This is a genomic window from Niallia sp. MER 6, assembly GCF_023714395.1.
In the GTDB taxonomy this organism is placed as follows: domain Bacteria; phylum Bacillota; class Bacilli; order Bacillales; family Cytobacillaceae; genus Niallia.
The window spans coordinates 120,708-140,149 of sequence record NZ_JAMAUK010000009.1; the positions used below are offsets into that span (position 1 = coordinate 120,708).

The following is a 19,442-nucleotide window of genomic DNA, read 5'->3' on the forward strand; positions in this document are numbered from 1 at the left end:
CCTATAAAGAAAACGCTTAAATCTTAAGTTAAGAGTTTTATATAGGAAGAACCGAAACGAGGAAAAGAGGAGATTTCAGATGAAAAACCGCACAGAAAACCGGCTGTTAATTGTCATCGGTACAATCATTGTTCAAATGGGTCTTGGTACAATATATACGTGGAGCTTGTTCAATCAGCCGCTTGTTGATGCATTTGGCTGGAAATTAAGCTCTGTTGCTATCACCTTTTCTATTACTAGCTTCGCATTGGCATTTGCGACATTGTTTGCAGGGCGCCTGCAGGATAAATGGGGAATTCGCCGCCTAATCGCTGCATCAGGTATATTGCTCGGCGTAGGGTTGATTCTTAGCTCTCAAGCTTCATCACTCGGAATGCTTTATGTGCTTGCAGGAGTGGTTGTCGGCTTTGCCGATGGTACAGCGTATATTACAACATTATCGAATTTAATTAAGTGGTTCCCAGAGAAAAAAGGTCTTATTTCAGGTATTTCAGTAGGAGCATACGGAACTGGAAGTCTTGTGTTTAAGTATATTAATGGACATTTTATAAGTGCATACGGTGTAACGTCAGCCTTCTTATTTTGGGGTATCATCGTTCTGATTATGGTAGTCGGCGGCTCTTTCCTAGTGAGAGAAGCAAAGGTTACTTCAAGTGCAGCAGCAGGAAATGTTGCTACAAAGGATTATACAGTGAAGGAAATGCTGAAGACAAAACAGGCATACCTGCTGTTCGTCATTTTCTTTACAGCATGCATGAGCGGACTATACTTGATTGGTATTGTTAAGGATATCGGTGTTAGTCTTGCAGGTCTCGATGCAGCAACTGCTGCAAATGCAGTAGCATTAGTTGCAATCTTTAATACGACAGGCCGTATAGTTTTAGGAGCGCTGTCAGATAAAGTCGGCAGATTGAAAGTTGTTTCAGGTGCATTATTCGCAACGGCAATTGCTGTAGCAACATTGAGCTTTGTTCCATTAAACTTCCCGATATTCTTTGCTTGTGTTGCGGTTATTGCCTTCTGCTTTGGTGGAAACATTACTGTATTCCCTACGATTGTAGCAGACTTCTTCGGATTAAAGAATCAAAGCAAAAACTACGGTGTAATCTATCAAGGTTTTGGCATCGGTGCATTGGCCGGTTCCTTTATTGCAGCACTTTTAGGAGGATTTATTCCAACCTTCATTATCTTGACGATTCTCTGCATTATCTCATTGGTAATTGCATTCACAATCAAACCGCCATACCAAGGTAAAGCGGAAAGAAAATCTAATCAGAAGCTGCCTAACATGCAGCCTTCACACAAGTACTGATATGTAAATAGTTGCTAGTCCCTCTAAAGATATTTCTTTAGAGGGGTTTTTTGCATGTTTTTGAGAGAGTTCGTATATGCATAAGGAAAGGAGCTGTTTTATGATAATTACGTCTTAAGTCTTAGATGCGATTCCTTTTTAAGTCTATGGAAAAAATATTGCTTATCCGTTATTGTATAAGCATAAGAGTAATATAATTGAAACCTTTTTTTCACATAGTTCGTATAAAAATAAAAGACGTAAAGTCAGGAGTCGATCAAATTGAACTCATTTTTGCTTTTTCTCATCCGAACGGGTGTTGCGCTGCCAACAGGGATATTGACTTGGTTTGTTAGCATGTTTGCATTCAATCAAGGTTTCTTCCTATCAGTCATATATGCGGTGGGCCTCGGGACTGCTGCTTATTTCCTAGCCGATGGAATCAGCTCCCACAGATTTTTAAAGAAGCATGCTTTGACAAGAAAAGAGTATAAGTTTATTCAAAAACAGCTTAAAGAAGCAAACAGCAAGATATCGAGGCTTAATCGGGCGATGTTACAAATCCGCCATTTGCCGTCTATAAAGAAGAGAATTGATTTTATCAGGGTGACGAAAAAAATCTACCGTTTGACAAAACAGGAGCCGAAAAGATTCTACAAGGCGGAAAAGTTCTATTATTCCCATTTGGATTCTGCTGTAGAAATAGCGGAAAAATACGCTTTGCTTTCTGCCCAGCCAAAGAAAAATTATGATTTGCAGGAAACGCTGACTGAAACGAGAATTACTTTAGAGAAGCTGTCATTCACACTGGAGGAGGATCTTCATGAGATTCTTGCAGATGACATCGATGACTTGCATTTCGAGATGGATGTAGTTCGTCATACTTTGGACAGCAAGAAATTAGATAATAAGCCAATTGATGAAAGCAGGAGGTTAAAATGACCGAAAGGGATGAAATTCAATTAAACGAGAGCTTGCAGAATAGTCCTGCAGAAAAGGCGAATTCACATCGCCTTTTTCCTGTTTTATCTGAACAAGAGCAGCTTGAAGCGAAAGCGCTTGCCGATAGCCTCGATTGGTCCAGTCATCATGCCCTGATAAATTTCGGACATGATGCGCAAAAACGGCTCCTTACTTTTTCACAGACGATGATTGACCATGTCCAAAGAAAGGATGTAGGAGAAGTAAGCAGTATTATGAAGGATTTAATGGTGCGGCTTGATGACATCAATCCTGATGAATTATCGGTTAAAAAGAAGGGGCTGTTTTCTCGTCTTTTCGGTAGAGCAAAGTCTTCTGTGCAGGAGATACTGTCTCAATATCAAAAAACAAGTGCTCAGATTGACAGGATTAGCGTAAGGCTTACAAGAAGCAAAAATTTGCTTATCTCAGATATTCATTTGCTGGAGCAGCTTTATGAAAGCAACAAAAAGTATTTCCATGATCTAAATATACTGATTGCAGCTGCAGAAACAAAGCTTGCAGAGGTAAAGGAGCAAATAATCCCAGACAAGAGAAAGCTTGCATTAGAGCTTCAGGACGAAATGAAAATGCAGGAGGCAGAGGATATGGAGGACTTTGCTGAAAGGTTGGAGAAACGCATCTACGATTTAAAAATCAGCAGACAAATTACCATCCAGACAGCACCTCAAATCAGACTGATTCAGCAAACAAACCAGACCGTTGTGGAGAAAATCCAGTCTTCCATTATGACAGCAATTCCCCTGTGGAGAAATCAACTGTCCATTGCATTAACATTATTGAGGCAAAAGCATGCAATGGAAACAGAAAGCAGTCTCCGCAACGCCACAGGTAATATTATTGAAAAGAACACAGAAATGATCCGTATGAATGCAAGCGGCAGTCAGGGGCAAATCCTAGAGATTGCTGAACTGAAAGAAACTCAGCAAAAGCTTTTGTCTGCAATTGAAGAAACAATCGCCATCCAGGTAGACGGCAGCCAAACAAGACAGCAGGCGGAACACGAATTAAAAACGGTCATTCAGCTTGATAAATAGCAGGCAGGAGTGGTAAAGATGGAAGCAAAGCTTAAGATCGTTCCATGCACTGATGCGAATCGGATACTTTTAAAAAATTACCGCTTGAAAAAGGGGCAGGAGCAGTGGACGGCCATGCCTCTTGCTGCAATGGAACAATGTGACACAGATAAAGATAGATATCCGTTTCTGCTGCTATGGGATTTGCAGCTTGCAGGTTTTTTCGTTCTGCATAAAGGGAAAGGTGTGATGGAATACCACAGCAATAAGAACGCCATATTGCTGCGCGCCTATTCGATTGAAGCAAGTTACCAAGGTAGAGGATTTGCTGGAAGCATGCTAAAGCAACTTCCTGAGTTCATAAAGGGCTCATTTCCTTCTGCAGATGAACTGATTCTTGCCGTTAACGAGGACAATGAGGCTGCACAGCATGTTTATGAGAAGGCAGGCTTTGCAGACAGAGGACTGCGTGCTGCCGGAAGTGCCGGCCACCAGCTGGTTTTACACAAGAACATATAAAAAAAATCACCCTAAAATCTTTAAGGTGATTTTGTTATATTTTAATCTCTTGATGGAGAATAAGTTCTTTTCGTTCCATTTATCAAGGAAGCAAAATCAACTCGCTTATTGATAACGTAGATGATCGGAATCCCGACTGCAAGGACGACAAATTCGCCGACTGCTGTTGTAAGCCATGTTGCCCAGAATGGAAAGTCCAATGCTAAATGCAATTCAAAGGCAATAATAAACATCGTGAAGGTAAACACGATAGTATTAATAATCATACGCTTAACAATGTTTTTTACATAGCGACCAACTACTATGGTAATAAGCAAACTGATAATAGACTGGCCAACACCAAATATAAGGTCATAAGGAACCATTGGCGAAAAGAATAAATTAGCTAGAAATACTCCAGCAACTATTCCGTAAATGTATTTCTTATTGAAGACAACAAGATGATTAAACATTTCGGATAAGCGAAACTGGACATTCGTAAAGCCGAATGGAGCAATTGCAACAGTGACAGCAATGTACAATGCTGCAATCACACCGTTTACTGCAAGTGTTTTTGTATTCATTTTTTTCTCTCCCTTAGTTTTTTTACGTGGGATGGTTACGAACCACGATATGAAAATATTATAAAACCAAACAATAATCCTACATTAAAAGGGTATGTGAGTCAATATAATTTTATCCTAATATAATTAATAGCCCTACGCACTGTGGTGTGCATAATATGTTTTCTCTTCACACATATAATAAATATTAGCCAATTGTAAAATGCAGCTTTGAGAGGAATGGTGATTTAGTGAAAGCATTAGTATTGCAATCTGACTTTGGTTTAAGTGACGGAGCCGTTTCAGCTATGTATGGAGTGGCCAATTCCGTTCAACCTGATTTGCGCATTTTTGACCTGACACATGATATTCCCCCTTTTAATATATGGGAGGCTTCTTATCGCCTTCTACAAACTGTGTCTTACTGGCCGAAAGGAACTGTATTTGTTTCTGTAGTAGATCCAGGCGTTGGATCAGACAGAAAGAGTATCGTTGTAAAAACTTTAGAAGGCCATTACATAATCACGCCTGACAATGGCACGATTACACATATGCTTCATGCAATAGAAGAAGTTCGCGTGCTTGATGAAACAAAGAATCGCCTTCCAAACAGCGGTGAGTCATACACTTTTCATGGCAGAGATATTTATGCCTATACAGGTGCGAGACTTGCTTCAGGACAAATAAGCTACCAAGATATCGGACACTCCACAGAAAAGGAAGCAGTTGTAACATTGCCTGTTGTAAAAGCGGTACTGGCTAATAATGAGCTTAATGGCATTATTGAAATACATGATAATCGGTTCGGAAATATATGGACGAATATCCCGGCGTCTATGGTAAAACAAAGCGGAGTAAAATATGGAGATACATTAACTGTCACAATCAATTATAATAAGGAAGAAATCTTCAAGGATAAAGTTCTTTTTGGTCATTCTTTTGCTGACGCTGCTATTGGCGAACCTATTGCCTACTTGAATTCTCTTCATTATTTCAGTCTCGCTATTAACCAGAAGTCGATGGCAAACAGATATAATTTAGGAACAGGCAATGAGTGGAGAATACTAGTAGAGAAATAAATAAGATAACCAGACGCGTTTATAGCGGTCTGGTTTTTTTGTTTTTATAAAAGAAAGATAGTATTTATAGAAAATTTAGAATATAATAAAAATATTCTATTTTGTAAAACGAAATAAATGAAAGAAGGGGTAATTTTTGAGAGAACAAGTTGCTGCTGTGAAAACGAAAGGTGTATTTGATCAATTGCTGGAACATTCCCTTGTGCAAAAAGGGTTGGAGTATTTGCTAAAGGATGCAGATGCAACGCTGGAGGAGCAGATTGAGCTCACAAAAATACCGGCGCCTTCTTTTATGGAAGCGGAAAGAGGCAGGGTTTATAAGGCGAAGCTGGAGCTTCTTGGTCTTGACGATATTCAGGAAGACAGACACGGCAATGTGTTTGGAATTCGCCCTGGCACTGGTAAAGGTCCAAGAATTTTCGTATGTGCTCACTTGGATACTGTTTTTCCGAATGGGACAGATATAGTTGTCAGAAGAGAGAATGGCAAGGTGTTTGCTCCGGGAATTTCTGATGATGGCCGCGGGCTTGCAGCTGTACTAACACTGGTGCGAGCATTTAATGAGACAAACATTCAGACAGAAGGCGATATTATTTTTGGAGCAACAGTGGGAGAGGAAGGACTCGGCGACTTGAGAGGAGTAAAGGGCTTGTTTGCGGACAGGACGGATATAGACGGCTTTATTTCCATCGAGCCTGGGCATCCGGAGCGCATTACCTATCTCGGGACAGGAAGCCATCGTTTCCACATTACTTATAAAGGATCAGGAGGCCACAGCTTTGGCGACTTTGGTATCCCGAGCCCGATTCATGCACTCGGCAGAGCAATCAGTAAAATCGGTGATATAAAAACGCCTGACGAACCGAAAACAACCTTTAATGTCGGTACGATAACAGGCGGCACTTCAGTAAATACAATTGCCGAAGAAGCCAGCATGATGCTTGATATGCGTTCTAATTCTGCAGAAGAGCTTATTCGTCTCGAAGAGCAGGTCATGGATATTCTCCACAACTCGGCAGAAGAGGAGAACAATCGCTGGAACAGTGAAAAGACAGCGATTGAAGTGACAATTAAGCAGGTAGGTGACAGACCGGCAGGCGCACAAAGCCCAGAAGGAGAAATAGTGCAGACAACGATTGCTGCAGCAGCTTCTCTCGGTTTGAACCCTGTGCTGTCACAAGCCTTCAGCACAGATTCCAATGTACCGATCAGCCTTGGCATTCCTGCTGTGACATTAGGTGGCGGTGGTAGTAACAGCGGCGGTTTTCACACTTTAGAGGAGTATTTCGATCCAACAGATGCCCATATCGGACCGCAAAATATCTTTTTGACGATATTAGGACTAGTAGGAATGAGAGATGTAACAGCACCATTACTATCAAAGAAATAATAGATAAAGCAGAGAACTAAGTTTCTCTGCTTTTTTTGAGTGTAAAAAGCCGTTCCTAAAAATTTTTTGGGAAACTTTTAAAAAATATTTCCCTCGACTTATTCCTGACACATTTCTTTTATATTCTATTACTTGTAAGAGGCACAAGCCTATTGGAACTAAGAAAAAATGCAAGTTAAGCATATAAAATATAACAAGAAAGAGGATGAGAAGAAGGATGAAGAAAAGCATAAAGAAATGGATCGTTAGCGGAGTTATTGTTGTAGTAATTGGTGGAGGTTTTGGTTCCTACTTTTATTTCACAAAAAATGATACGCAGCAAGTAGCTGCACAGGCAACAACACAAACCGCTGCTGCAGAAGTTGGGGATGTAGAAATTAATGTGAGCGGAACTGGCAGCATAGCAGCTATTAATACAGAGGCAGTAACCTCTGTCGGCAATGCAACAGTCGATGAGGTGAATGTAGCAGTTGGAGATGAAGTCGAAGAAGGAGATGAACTTGTTACATTTGAAGATGATACGCTTGACCCGATTACAGCTTCTTTCTCTGGTGAAATTACGGCGCTTAATGTAGAAGAAGGCGACAGTGTTTCAATGGGAACAGAAGTATTGACAGAAACAGACTATGATAATTTAGAAATGGTTGTAAATGTGGACGAGCTTGATATTTCTAAAGTTGAGAAAGGACAAGAAGCTACGATTACAGTAAGTGCTTTAGAAGACAAAGAATTTACAGGTGAAGTAACGAATGTTGCAAAAGAGGCAACTTCATCTGAAGGTTCTAGTGTGGCAAAATACGAGGTAACAGTAAAAGTTAAAAAACCTTCTGGATTATTAGTTGGGATGACAGCAGAAGCAACTATCACAACGGACAGTAAAACAGATGTAGTAACAGTTCCAGTCGAAGCAGTACAAAAAGAAGATGATGAATATTATGTTCTAATCCCGTCTGGATCTTCAACAACTGAGGAAGGTTCAACAGCAACAGCAACAACAAAGCAGACTGTAGAAGTAGGTTTGGAAAATGAAGATGTTGCTGAAATTACAAGTGGATTAGAAGAAGGAACTACAGTTGTTCTGCCAACATTTGAATCAAGCAGTGACAGCAGCAGCCAGCAGGGCATGCCAGGCGGAGGGCAAATGCCATCAGGCGGACAAATGCCAAGCGGAGGGCAAATGCCATCAGGCGGCTTCGGCGGCGGAGGTGCTAACCAGTAATGATTGAAGAAAATAGAATTGTAGAAATTAAGAACTTAAATAAGCAATATACACTTGGCGGAGAAACGGTCAAGGCACTGGATAATGTGAGCTTCTCTATTAATAAGGGCGACTTTATTGCCATCATCGGTCCATCAGGGTCAGGCAAATCGACCTTGATGAATATGATCGGCTGTCTGGATACACCAGATTCTGGCGAATACTTCCTTGATGGGCAAAATGTCTTTCAATTAAAAAGCAAACAGTTAGCAGATGTAAGAAATCATAAGATTGGCTTTATCTTTCAGTCATTCAATCTGTTGACGAAGCAATCGGCATTTGAAAATGTAGAACTGCCGTTAATTTACAGAGGAATGAACAGCAAGGAACGAAAAGAAGTTGCTTTGACTGCTTTAAAAAAGGTAGGATTGCTGGAACGTGCTGGCCATAGGCCGACTGAATTGTCAGGTGGCCAGCAGCAGCGTGTGGCGATTGCCCGCGCTCTTGCCGGCAACCCGCCGATCCTGCTTGCGGACGAACCTACAGGGGCGTTGGACAGTAAGACAGGAGTAGAAGTGATGAAGCTAATCAAGGATTTGAACAAGCAAGGACATACAATTATATTAATCACCCATGATCTTGAAATAGCGAAGCAGGCTAAGAGAGTCATCCGTATTCAAGATGGAAGACTCAGGGAGGAAAAGGAGGTAGGAGTTTCTTGAAATTAGGGCAAGCAATAAAAATATCATTTAAGAATATAACCATGAACAAGCTTAGAGCCGTTCTGACGATGCTTGGAATAATTATCGGAGTTGCTGCTGTAATTGCCTTGACCTCTTTAGGAATGGGTGCTTCCCAATCGGTTTCAGAAGAGGTTTCCAGTCTTGGCAGCACAACTGTTTCCGTATCACTGTCTGGCAATTCAAGCGATGAGGAAGTCGTCACATATGATGAACTCATGTCCTTTGAAGATTTGTCGGAGGTAGAAGCAGTAGCACCGACGGTTTCTACTAGCAGTACATTGAAAAACGGTACAACATCAAGCGAAGGTGTTACTGTAACAGGGATTAACAATTCCTACGAAGATGTAAATGACATTACGGTCCGCTCTGGGCGCAGCATTATGGATATTGATTTGGATAACCGTAATAAGGTCGTCGTGTTAGGCGCCAATGTTGCTACAGAACTGTTTGGTTTTTCAAATGCTGTTGACCAGACTATTAAAATAGATGGCACAACTTTTAAAGTAATTGGTGTGCTAGAGGAGCAAGGTGAAGAACTGTCAGGCTCTGTTGATGATCAAGTATTGATTCCTTTTACAACAGCACAGCGCTTTATCGGGCAAACATATGTAACATCAGCTACAGTTAAAATGACATCTGAGGATACTGTTGAAATTGGAATGGCAAAAATGGAGCAGGATTTATACAACCAATTCGGCGGTGACGAAACATCCTATTCTGTCCGCAATCAATCTTCTGTATCTGATGCCCTTGATTCTGTCAGCAATACAATGACATATCTGCTTGCAGGTATCGCAAGTATTTCCTTAATTGTCGGAGGAATTGGCATCATGAACATTATGCTTGTATCTGTTACAGAAAGAACAAGGGAAATCGGGATAAGAAAAGCAATTGGAGCGAAGAAAAAAGATATCATGTTACAGTTCTTAATTGAAGCGGTTGTTTTAAGTGCATTTGGCGGAATACTCGGTGCCTTGATTGGACTTGGAAGTGCTGAGGTGCTGTCAAGCATGCTTGATATGACAATGCAGATCACTTGGTGGATTGTCGGAGGTTCGGTAACCTTCTCTATCTTAATAGGGATAATATTCGGCATCTTCCCTGCTAACAAAGCATCAAACTTAAGCCCGTTAGAGGCCTTGAGGTATCAGTAATATTTAGGGTCAGGCTTTTGCTAGTATAGTAAAAGCCTGACCCTCTTTTCATAGGTGATAGTTTTTTATCCCTTTATTCTTGTATAATGAGTAAAAAACAAAAGGACTAATTAGAGATGAAGCATATATTAATTGTTGAAGATGAATTGGCAATAAGCATGGTGCTTGGAGCTTACCTTGAGAAGGAAGGTTTTGCGGTGAGCTATGCATACAATGGACAAGAGGCGTTAGATAAAATAGAAGAAACAGTGCCGGCATTGGTTCTTCTTGATGTTATGATGCCCCATATGGATGGCTGGGAAGTGCTTGGCCATATCCGCAAAAAAAGTGCATGTCCTGTCATTATGCTTACTGCACTTTCCGATACAGATCAAAAGCTGAAAGGCTTTGACACAGGAGCGGACGATTATATAACGAAGCCATTTGTAGCGGAAGAGGTAATAGCAAGGGTGCATGCTGTTTTGCGCCGCTCCCCGCAATATCAGGCAGAGGAAGATGTCACTTATTATGGAAACTTGAAAATAAATAATCTATCACACCAAGTGTTTTTAAATGGAATTGAAGTTCCGTTTACACCGAGAGATTTGTCTGTACTGCTCTTTTTGGCTGGCAACCCAAACCAGACTTTCACAAGAGATCAGCTGCTGGACCACGTATGGGGCAGTGATTATGATGGCAGTGACAGGGCGGTGGATTTAGCGATTAAAAGAATTAGGAAATTATTGAATGGATGGGATGCAGAATATGGGGAAATTAAAACATTACGCGGACTCGGCTATCAATTCTATATTCAAGAAAAAAAATAAAGAAAAAACACCCCTTCTATATTATTGGACAAAACGATATTTATTTACATTAATAGTCGGACTTGTCATCATCGGAGTAGTTTCCATTCTCTGGATCCGCCATAATGCCTTGGCGAACAGGCTTGAATTGACGAAGTTCGTTGCCCAAGAAATAGCAGGAAGAGCAGGCGATGAAGATTTGGAAAATATCTGGGACGTCAGGTTTCCATTTATGCAGGACAGGCAGGATTCGCAAAGCATCTATCAGCCAATGAGCATTTATATTAAGGCTGAATCAGGTGAGGTAAATCTCCTTTCTCCTATGCAGGACATGGCGCCGAACAGCCCTAAGTCAGAAATGAAGGAGCCTGCTCCAAATAATACGGATCAAGCATCTGCGATTGAAGATTTGGATATGGTGGAAGATTTAACTGTGGAGACAATCACCTTAAGCGATAACAGAAAGGCATCTGTTGTAATTGCCCCTATCTTGAAAGACGATAAGTTGGCGGGAAACGTGTATATTATCCAGCCCCATGATCAGCTCCGCATTAATACAGAGGAATATCAATTACTTGGTCTTCTTCTGACAGGTCTTGCCATCCTTGGGTGGCTTGTAATCTACTCTTTGTCAAAGAAGCTGGCAAAGCCTGTGGAGGAAGTCGCAAATGCGGCACAAAACTTAATGAATGGCAATTATGATATTCGACTCAACGAAGATGTTCAGGAAAAGGAGCTGCATCAGCTCGTATTATCCTTTAATGAAATGACGAAGAGGCTGCAAACATTAGAGGGACTGCGGACACAGCTTCTCGCAGGTGTGACGCATGAGCTGAAAACACCAATTACTTCTATTAGCGCCCTCGTTCAAGCTGTGAATGATAATATTATTACAGATGACAGAAAAAAAGAGTTTTTAGCGATGAGCTTAAAGGAAGCGAAACGGCTGCAGAGCATGGTGGAGGATCTCCTTGATTTTAACAGCTTTAGTGCAGGATCTATTAGAGTCCATTTCGAGAAGACAAATATTCAAGCAGCTGTTAAAGAAATTATCTATCAGTGGGAAATTGTCCATGCAGATGCGTTAAAAGATGTGAAGGTAACCTATACTAGTATGGAAAAGCAAGTGTTCGCCAATATCGACAGTGTCCGCTTGCAGCAAATCGTGGTCAATCTGCTTAATAACAGCCTTCATGCCATTAAAGGCAAGGCTGATGCAGAACTGTCAGTCAGCCTTAAATATGACAATGACAACGTCTTAATTACGGTCGAGGATAATGGATATGGTATTCCTGTTGAGGAGCAGCATTTTATTTTTGAGCGCTTCTACAGGGGAAAAAACAAGAAGGACGTAGAGCGTGGACTTGGATTAGGATTGCCATACAGCCTGCTTTTGGCAAAAGCGCTTGGAGGGCTTTTATCTTTACAAAAATCCAATGGTTCTACTACAATGTTTTTATTGAAATTGCCATTATGGAAAGAAGAAAGCAACTAAAATATTTATCTTCCCGTCATGAAAGGCATCAAAAGGAGTGCAGCATGTTGAATATGCCCAAAGAGAAATTTTGCAAAGATTCATTAGTAGTAAAGACAAGCAGAATCTTTCCGATTGATACAAATAATCATAATTCTTTATTTGGCGGAAAGCTGATGAGCTATATTGACGATGTAGCATCAATTAGTGCTTCAAGACATTCTAGAAGCAATGTCGTTACAGCTTCCACCGATTCCGTTGATTTTTTAATTCCGATAAGGCCGACTGATTCGGTTTGCCTTGAGTCTTATGTCACACATACAGGCAAATCCTCAATGGAGGTATTTGTGAAAGTGGTGGCAGAAAATTTAAAAACAGGTGAACGCAAGCTTGCCGCAACGTCATTTTTGACATTTGTAGCTCTTGATGAGGAAGGAAAGCCAACAAGGATTCCACAGGTAGTTCCTCAATCTGAGGAAGAGCATATGCTTTTTAATACAGCAGAACAGCGGGTTAGAGTAAGAAAAGACAGAAGAGAGCACAGCAAAGCATTTGCGAAAGTGGTTAAAACAGATGCTCCGTGGATTTAAATGAAAAACAGAAGGCGAAATAAGCCTTCTGTTTTTTTGTGTTTAACAATGTTGATAAGCACAATGGGAAGCTTGTTTTATTAAATGGAAAGAAGTAAAGAAAAGACCAGTTATTTCGAGAAATAAAACATATGTCTGGAAATAAAAAAATTTTGAAAATATGCCGTTAGATTATCTGACAATATGAAAGACACTTGTTTCATCCGAGATTATAATCCTTACATAAGTATAGCTAATGATGGCACATCTGCCAGAAGAGGTTATCTGTTTGCAATACCGCTTTAAAAAAGTACATAGCAAATAGGAGGAGAACTATGTTATCCAAAAAGGCATTATCAATCGCAATGACAGCTACTTTAGCACTTGGGTTTTTAAGTGGATGTGCTTCTTCCAGCTCTGACTCCTCAGGAGACAGTGATGGAGGAAAACAGGTAATTAAGATTGTTACACAATCACCTCTATCTGGCGGAAGTGCCACATTAGGGGAAGCGATCAAGCTGGGAGCACAATTGGCAATCGATCAGCAACAGGACAAATTCGCTGATTTGGGCTTCGAGCTGAAGCTGGAGGCACAAGATGACCAAGGCGATCCGAAAAAAGGGGTGGCTAATGCTCAGCTGGTAGCAGCAGACCAAGCGGTGCTAGGTGTTGTCGGCCATTTAAATTCAGGTGTGTCCATCCCAGCATCTGAAGTGTATGAAAATAATAAACTTATCAGTATTTCTCCTGCAAGTACAGCAACAGATTTTACGGACCGTAACTTGGAGACAGTCAGCCGAGTAGTTGCCCGTGATGACTTCCAAGGCCCAGCTGGTGCTGAATATGCGATAAACACATTAGGAGCAAAGAAAATATTTATTATTCAAGACAAAACCGCTTATGGCTCAGGATTGGCTGAGGCCTTTAGAGGTGCTGCAGAGGAGATGGGAGCTGAAATTGTAGGATTTGAGGGAATCACGGTCGGGGAGAAGGACTTCAATGGAGTTCTAAATCAAGTTACTTCTAAACAGCCGGACATGATTTATTATGGAGGGCTGTATGCCGAGGGTGGCATCCTTGTAAAGCAAGCTCGTGAAAAAGGCCTAGATATTCCATTTATGGGTGGAGACGGCCTTGATTCATCTGCATTTGTTGAAATTGCCGGTGACGCTGTCAAAAACACATTCCTGACATCTGTTGCAGGCGATACGACAAAAACAGAAGAAGGCACAAAGTTTGCGGACGACTATAAAGCAGCCTTTAATAAATCAATTGAATCATATTCAGCATATGCTTATGACAGTGCCGGGGTTTTGCTTGCAGGCATTGAAAAAGCCATTGAAGAAAATGACGGCAAAATGCCTACACGAGAGGCAGTGACAGAGGCAGTACGCGGAACACAGGATTATAAAGGTGTTGTAACAGAGGTAGGCTTTGATGAAAAAGGAGATAACAAGTACGCTAAAATATTCATTTATAAATTTGATGAAGCTTCTTACCCGGCAACATTAGACGGTGAGATCTCTCAATAAGCCTTGCAAATTCTTTTAAAAGATGTGCCAATCTTCTAGAAAAGGACGGCATATTTTTAGAAAAAGGGTATGAGTGTTCATACCCTTTTTCGTTTCAATTACTACATAGGGGACTGCCCTTATCTTTCAATAAAAAAACTATAAAAGTGTGGGGAAGAATATGCTGACAGAAGTGTTGCAAACATTGCCGCAAGTTTTAATTGACGGTCTTGCTTTAGGAGCGGTTTATGCCGTTATCGCTTTAGGCTATACGATGGTTTACGGGATTTTAGAACTGATTAACTTTGCTCATGGCGAAATTTTCATGACAGGAGCATTTGTCGGAACAGCAGTGCTGATTGTATTGACAAGCCTTGGCTGGACCTCCATGCTTCCGGCGGTCTTGTCTTTAATTATTATGCTTGTCATCACAAGCTTGATTACGGGATTAATGGGGATGGGAATGGAAAGAGTTGCTTACCGTCCGTTAAGGAAGGCTCCCAAATTGATTGCCTTGATATCCGCAATCGGTATTTCCTTTCTTTTGCAGGATATTGTCCGTTTTATCACAGAGCTGTACAAAGGCAACTATATCCTGAACACTCCTTCCTTATTCTCAGGGCAGCATCAAGTGGGCTCCCTTTTAGGTGCTAACAATGCGAGCTTCAAAACCTCTTTTCTTGTTGTTATTATTGTTGCTGTTATTTTAATGGTTGGTCTTGACTTCTTTGTTAACAAAACTAAATGGGGGATGGCAATGCGAGCTGTCGCCCAGGACAGGGACACTGCATCACTCATGTCTATCAATGTGAATAAAGTTATTTCTGTCACCTTTTTTGTCGGATCTGCATTAGGCGGTGCGACAGGAGTACTATTTGCTGTCCAATATGGGACGATTGATCCTTATATTGGATTCATTTTAGGCTTGAAGGCTTTTACTGCAGCAGTACTTGGCGGGATTGGCAATATTCGCGGTGCAATGGTAGGGGGATTGCTTATTGGTCTAATTGAAATGTTTACAGCCGCAAACCTGTCGGTCATTACAGATGGAATATTAGGTGCAGAATACAAGGATGTTGCAGCATTTGCCATACTGATCATTGTGTTGATATTTAAACCAGAAGGCTTATTTGGCAAAGCCGTAGCCGAGAAAGTGTAGGTGGGTATAATGGCAAATTTCATGACCACATTAAAAACAAGCAAACTTGCCCAAGGCATTCTCTTTTTCTTCTATGTATCTGTAACAAGTGCAAGCCTTTATCTTGCCCAGAAATCTGTCACAGCTTTTTTGCTTTTGCTGCTTTCATTGCTAATTCTCTATTTCATGAACTTCGGCAATAAGTGGAAATGGGCAGCAGGATTAGTTATCTTAGGTTTCATCCTTCCATATGCGGCAAGTCAGGGACCAACATACCAATCTTATATGGAAGTAGCGACTATGGTCGGGATTTATGTATGCATGGCCCTTGGTTTAAATATTGTCGTTGGTCTAGCTGGTCTCCTTGACCTAGGATTTGTTGCATTTTTTGCAGTTGGTGCTTATACATATGGGATATTTGCGACAGTACAGGCTTCTAACTTCATGCCGTTCGGTGAATATCCTCTTTCAGGTAACAGCTTTTGGATATTTATTATTATTGGCTTGTTTGTGGCCGCATTGTTTGGTGTCTTATTAGGAATACCAGTTCTTCGTGTGAAAGGTGATTATCTAGCAATTGTCACATTAGGCTTTGGAGAAATCATCCGGATTGTCTTTAATAACCTTGATAAGCCTGTCAATATAACGAACGGAGCAATGGGTCTTGCCAGCATCAGCCCGCCGGAAATATTTGGTATAACTCTTATCTTTCCTAATCAATATTATTATGTTGTTCTAGTAATGTTTCTTTTTGTCATTTACGCTGTGACAAAACTAGAGCATACGAAGCTGGGACGGTCATGGAAAGCAGTCAGAGAAAATGAGATTGCCGCACAGGCGATGGGGATCCCCCTTGTAAAAACAAAGCTGACTGCATTTGCGATTGGAGCCTCCTTTTCAGGAATGATGGGTGTTGTTTTTGCCGCAAAACAGATGTTTATTGATCCGACAAGCTTCACATATCTGGAATCGACAACCATTCTGGTGATGGTCATCCTTGGTGGGATGGGCAGTGTGCCTGGTGTTATTTTAGGAGCAGCAGTTGTCACTATTCTTAATTTGCAAGTACTGACAGAAATTACAGGCTGGCTCAGCCAAGTTGTTACTATTCCTGATGCATTATCGCCTGTTAAAATGCAGCGTTTTATCTTTGGAATATTGCTTGTAGTTATGACATTATACCGTCCGCAAGGGCTGATTCCAGCAAAAAACATCCGGTTTGATGTAAACAAACTGAAATCTCCGGAAAAGGTAGACACAAACCTGGAATCAAAAATACCAGTCGCAAGGAGGGATATATAAATGAATATTCTTGAGGTGACAGGCTTGACGAAAACATTCGGCGGCTTAATTGCGAATGCTAATATTGATATGGCGGTGGAAAAGAATACAATTACAGCAGTTATAGGTCCAAATGGGGCAGGTAAAACAACTTTTTTTAATATGATAACAGGAGTCTACAAGCCGACAAAAGGTTCAATTATGTTGAATGGTAAGCAAATTGCCGGTTTAAAGCCGCATGTTGTTGCCAAGCACGGAATTTCAAGGACATTTCAAAACATCCGCCTTTTCAGTGAGATAACAGTGCTAGAGAATGTTCTTATTGGGATGCATAACCGAATTAAGGGAAATATTATCGGCACTTTACTGCAGCTGCCGAGTGCAAGACAGGAGGAGGAGGAAGCTAAAAGGGAGGCATACAGACTGCTTGAATATGTCGGCCTTGCAGATGCAGTGAATGAAAGTGCCGGAAATCTGTCTTATGGTGCGCAAAGAAGGCTGGAGATCGCCCGCGCCCTTGCAACAAATCCAAGTGTACTGCTTTTAGATGAACCAGCTGCAGGCATGAATCCAAAAGAGACGGCCCTCTTAACTGATTTAATCCAGGATATATGTGCAAAGCTCGACTTGACTATCATTCTGATTGAACATGATATGAAGCTTGTTATGGAAATTTCTAATCATATCATCGTTTTAGACCATGGAGAAAAGATTGCTGAAGGTAGGCCTGAGGATATCAGATCCAATCCGAAAGTAATTGAAGCATACTTAGGAAAAGGTGCCGTATCACTTGCATAAGGGGGGAATTAACATGGATAAAATATTAGAATTAGTCGAGGTAGAGGCATCTTATGGAGGCATCCAAGCATTAAAGGGCATCAGTCTCCATGTAAACTATGGAGAAATTATTACATTAATCGGCAGCAATGGGGCTGGAAAATCTACGACATTAAAGTCAATCAGCGGGCAGGTACCTGTCAAAAGAGGAAGCATTATTTACAAGGAAAAGATGATTACTAACATTGCTGCACATAAAAGTGCGATATTAGGAATTTCCCAAGTTCCAGAGGGAAGAAGGATATTTCCTAAGCTGACAGTGAAGGAAAACCTGCTTATTGGCGCCTTTGCTGTAAAGGATAAGTCACTGATTGAAACAAGAATAAAAAAAGTGTTTGAGTATTTTCCGAGACTGAAAGAGCGGATAGACCAGAAAGGAGGAACGATGAGCGGCGGTGAGCAGCAAATGCTCGCAATTGGCCGTGCCTTAATGATGCAGCCAGAGCTGCTGATGCTTGATGAACCATCCATGGGTCTTGCGCCTATTATTGTTGAACAGATTTTTGAAATTATTAAGGAGCTTAACCGAGACGGAATGACGATTTTATTGGTAGAGCAAAACGCTTTTCAGGCACTGCAAATCGCAAATAGAGGTTATGTCATTCAGACCGGGGGAATTGTTCTGGAAGGATATGGGGAGGAACTTATTTCTAACAAACAAGTTCAAGAAGCATACTTAGCGTAAAAAAACCAAAAGAGATTGAAATCTCTTTTGGTTTTTTACTGCATTAATAGTTCAAGAATTTTACACAAACTGGTTCTGGAGCATGAATTTCTGATTGAAGCAATGTCAGCTTGCCTGTTGCTTCATCTCTTTCAAACAATGTAAGTGTGTCCGATTGCTCATTTGAAGCTACGATGAACTTTTCAGTTGGATCAAGCACAAAATCACGAGGCCAGTTTCCTTCTGTTGAAGTATGCTCGATAAAAGTCAATGTTCCTGTTTCGCTGTTAACGCTAAAAAGGGCAATAGAGTTATGGCCGCGGTTTCCAGCATAGACAAACTTGCCGTCAGATGATAGGTGAATTGCGCTACCTTGGCTGTTTTCAGTAAAGTCGATCGGCAATGCAGAGATATATTGCAAATCTTTCAATTCGCCTGTTTCGCTGTTATAAGATAATGTGATAACTTCATTGCTTAATTCAGTCATCACATAAGCGAATTTGCCATTCGGGTGGAATGCAATATGTCTTGGTCCGCTTCCGGGTTTAACTGATAGGCTGCAAACTGTTTCCAATTGGCCGTCTGTCAGCTTATAAGTTTCAACTTTATCGATACCAAGGTCAACAGAAACGACAAAACGCTCATCTGGTGTAAAGCCTGTGAAGTGCATATGCGGCTTTTCTTGTCTCGCTGTATTTGGACCAGTGCCTGTATGCTCAACTTTTGCAGCCAATTCTTGAACAGCTCCATCAGTATTTAGTGGGTATGCCTCGACTGTTCCTTTATGGTAATTTCCAGTAAGTGTATAGCTTTTGTTTTCATCTACGCTAACATGACAAGGGGAAGCGCCTTCAGTGAACTGCTTGTTAATGAATTCAAGCTTTCCAGTAGTAGGGTCAACACTATAAGCGGCAACTCCTCCAAGTGAGCCTTCCTTACCTACAGCATATAGGAACTTATTATCTTTAGAAATTGTTGCGTATGTCGGGTTCTCTAATTCTGCAGCCAGTTCTACATTCGAAATTTTCTTTTCCTCTGTATCAAGCACGAAGGAATAAATTCCTTTACTAGTTGACTTTGTATATGTACCTACATATCCTATAAACTTCTTTGAATTTGTCATGAACAAGTCTCCTTTAAAAGATTTAAATATATTATAGCAAATTGTAAGCCCACTCACTAATAAAGAAACTTCTAAAATGCAAATAGAGAGAAAATTCAAACGTACAGCAGTGTAGAAAAGGCGTAATATCAAGCCTTCTTAGTCTAG

19 protein-coding genes and 1 riboswitch are annotated in these 19,442 nt (G+C 40.9%); of the genes, 17 read left to right on the forward strand and 2 right to left on the reverse strand.

What is annotated here, in order from left to right:
* Positions 1 to 79 precede the first annotated feature (79 nt).
* The 4 genes from M3600_RS13650 to M3600_RS13665 all read left to right on the forward strand — a co-directional run bounded on the left by M3600_RS13650 (position 80) and on the right by M3600_RS13665 (position 3,807).
* Complete coding sequence (locus M3600_RS13650) at positions 80 to 1,312, forward strand: L-lactate MFS transporter (protein ID WP_233316359.1); 1,233 nt, start codon at positions 80 to 82, stop codon at positions 1,310 to 1,312.
* Between the two features lie 261 nt (positions 1,313 to 1,573).
* A complete protein-coding gene (locus tag M3600_RS13655; RefSeq protein WP_233316360.1) occupies positions 1,574 to 2,233 on the forward strand; it encodes a 5-bromo-4-chloroindolyl phosphate hydrolysis family protein in 660 nt (219 codons plus the stop codon).
* A complete protein-coding gene (locus M3600_RS13660; protein ID WP_237940713.1) occupies positions 2,230 to 3,309 on the forward strand; it encodes a toxic anion resistance protein in 1,080 nt (359 codons plus the stop codon). Before M3600_RS13655 ends, M3600_RS13660 begins: the two co-directional genes overlap by 4 nt.
* An 18-nt stretch (positions 3,310 to 3,327) precedes the next feature.
* Complete coding sequence (locus M3600_RS13665; RefSeq protein WP_251646410.1) at positions 3,328 to 3,807, forward strand: GNAT family N-acetyltransferase; 480 nt, start codon at positions 3,328 to 3,330, stop codon at positions 3,805 to 3,807.
* A gap of 41 nt (positions 3,808 to 3,848) precedes the next feature.
* Here the strand turns inward: M3600_RS13665 and M3600_RS13670 are convergent, their stop codons facing one another.
* Entirely contained in the window at positions 3,849 to 4,370 is a 522-nt protein-coding gene (locus tag M3600_RS13670; RefSeq protein ID WP_237940715.1) for a QueT transporter family protein, read from the reverse strand.
* Positions 4,371 to 4,377: 7 nt separating this feature from the next.
* A riboswitch (PreQ1 riboswitch) is annotated at positions 4,378 to 4,422 on the reverse strand.
* A gap of 178 nt (positions 4,423 to 4,600) precedes the next feature.
* Here M3600_RS13670 and M3600_RS13675 point away from each other — a divergent pair.
* The 13 genes from M3600_RS13675 to M3600_RS13735 all read left to right on the forward strand — a co-directional run bounded on the left by M3600_RS13675 (position 4,601) and on the right by M3600_RS13735 (position 18,193).
* On the forward strand, positions 4,601 to 5,428 hold the full coding sequence (locus tag M3600_RS13675; RefSeq protein WP_311315912.1) for an SAM hydrolase/SAM-dependent halogenase family protein: 828 nt from the start codon (positions 4,601 to 4,603) through the stop codon (positions 5,426 to 5,428).
* Between the two features lie 136 nt (positions 5,429 to 5,564).
* Positions 5,565 to 6,818: a M20/M25/M40 family metallo-hydrolase gene (locus M3600_RS13680; RefSeq protein ID WP_233316364.1), complete on the forward strand. Its 1,254-nt coding sequence runs from the start codon at positions 5,565 to 5,567 to the stop codon at positions 6,816 to 6,818.
* Between the two features lie 217 nt (positions 6,819 to 7,035).
* Positions 7,036 to 8,037, forward strand: coding sequence for an efflux RND transporter periplasmic adaptor subunit (locus M3600_RS13685; RefSeq protein ID WP_233316365.1), 1,002 nt, complete (start codon positions 7,036 to 7,038; stop codon positions 8,035 to 8,037).
* Positions 8,037 to 8,738: an ABC transporter ATP-binding protein gene (locus tag M3600_RS13690; RefSeq protein WP_245399834.1), complete on the forward strand. Its 702-nt coding sequence runs from the start codon at positions 8,037 to 8,039 to the stop codon at positions 8,736 to 8,738. Before M3600_RS13685 ends, M3600_RS13690 begins: the two co-directional genes overlap by 1 nt.
* Entirely contained in the window at positions 8,735 to 9,913 is a 1,179-nt protein-coding gene (locus M3600_RS13695; RefSeq protein WP_237940716.1) for an ABC transporter permease, read from the forward strand. The genes M3600_RS13690 and M3600_RS13695 overlap by 4 nt, the downstream gene beginning before the upstream one ends.
* 116 nt (positions 9,914 to 10,029) lie before the next feature.
* Positions 10,030 to 10,719, forward strand: a complete 690-nt coding sequence (locus M3600_RS13700) for a response regulator transcription factor (protein ID WP_237940717.1) — start codon at positions 10,030 to 10,032, stop codon at positions 10,717 to 10,719.
* Positions 10,658 to 12,193: a sensor histidine kinase gene (locus M3600_RS13705; protein ID WP_251646412.1), complete on the forward strand. Its 1,536-nt coding sequence runs from the start codon at positions 10,658 to 10,660 to the stop codon at positions 12,191 to 12,193. Before M3600_RS13700 ends, M3600_RS13705 begins: the two co-directional genes overlap by 62 nt.
* A gap of 44 nt (positions 12,194 to 12,237) precedes the next feature.
* Entirely contained in the window at positions 12,238 to 12,762 is a 525-nt protein-coding gene (locus M3600_RS13710; protein ID WP_233316369.1) for an acyl-CoA thioesterase, read from the forward strand.
* Between the two features lie 314 nt (positions 12,763 to 13,076).
* Positions 13,077 to 14,273 (forward strand): branched-chain amino acid ABC transporter substrate-binding protein, encoded by a 1,197-nt coding sequence (locus M3600_RS13715; RefSeq protein WP_233316370.1) that lies wholly within the window; start codon positions 13,077 to 13,079, stop codon positions 14,271 to 14,273.
* Positions 14,274 to 14,433: 160 nt separating this feature from the next.
* On the forward strand, positions 14,434 to 15,411 hold the full coding sequence (locus M3600_RS13720) for a branched-chain amino acid ABC transporter permease (protein WP_233316371.1): 978 nt from the start codon (positions 14,434 to 14,436) through the stop codon (positions 15,409 to 15,411).
* A 9-nt stretch (positions 15,412 to 15,420) separates the two neighbouring features.
* Positions 15,421 to 16,692: a branched-chain amino acid ABC transporter permease gene (locus tag M3600_RS13725; protein ID WP_251646413.1), complete on the forward strand. Its 1,272-nt coding sequence runs from the start codon at positions 15,421 to 15,423 to the stop codon at positions 16,690 to 16,692.
* Positions 16,693 to 17,469, forward strand: coding sequence for an ABC transporter ATP-binding protein (locus M3600_RS13730; RefSeq protein WP_233316373.1), 777 nt, complete (start codon positions 16,693 to 16,695; stop codon positions 17,467 to 17,469).
* Between the two features lie 13 nt (positions 17,470 to 17,482).
* On the forward strand, positions 17,483 to 18,193 hold the full coding sequence (locus tag M3600_RS13735) for an ABC transporter ATP-binding protein (protein WP_233316374.1): 711 nt from the start codon (positions 17,483 to 17,485) through the stop codon (positions 18,191 to 18,193).
* 43 nt (positions 18,194 to 18,236) lie between these two features.
* On the opposite strand, the gene M3600_RS13740 is transcribed toward M3600_RS13735, so the two are convergent.
* Positions 18,237 to 19,295, reverse strand: a complete 1,059-nt coding sequence (locus M3600_RS13740; RefSeq protein ID WP_233316375.1) for a lactonase family protein — start codon at positions 19,293 to 19,295, stop codon at positions 18,237 to 18,239.
* Positions 19,296 to 19,442: the final 147 nt, after the last annotated feature.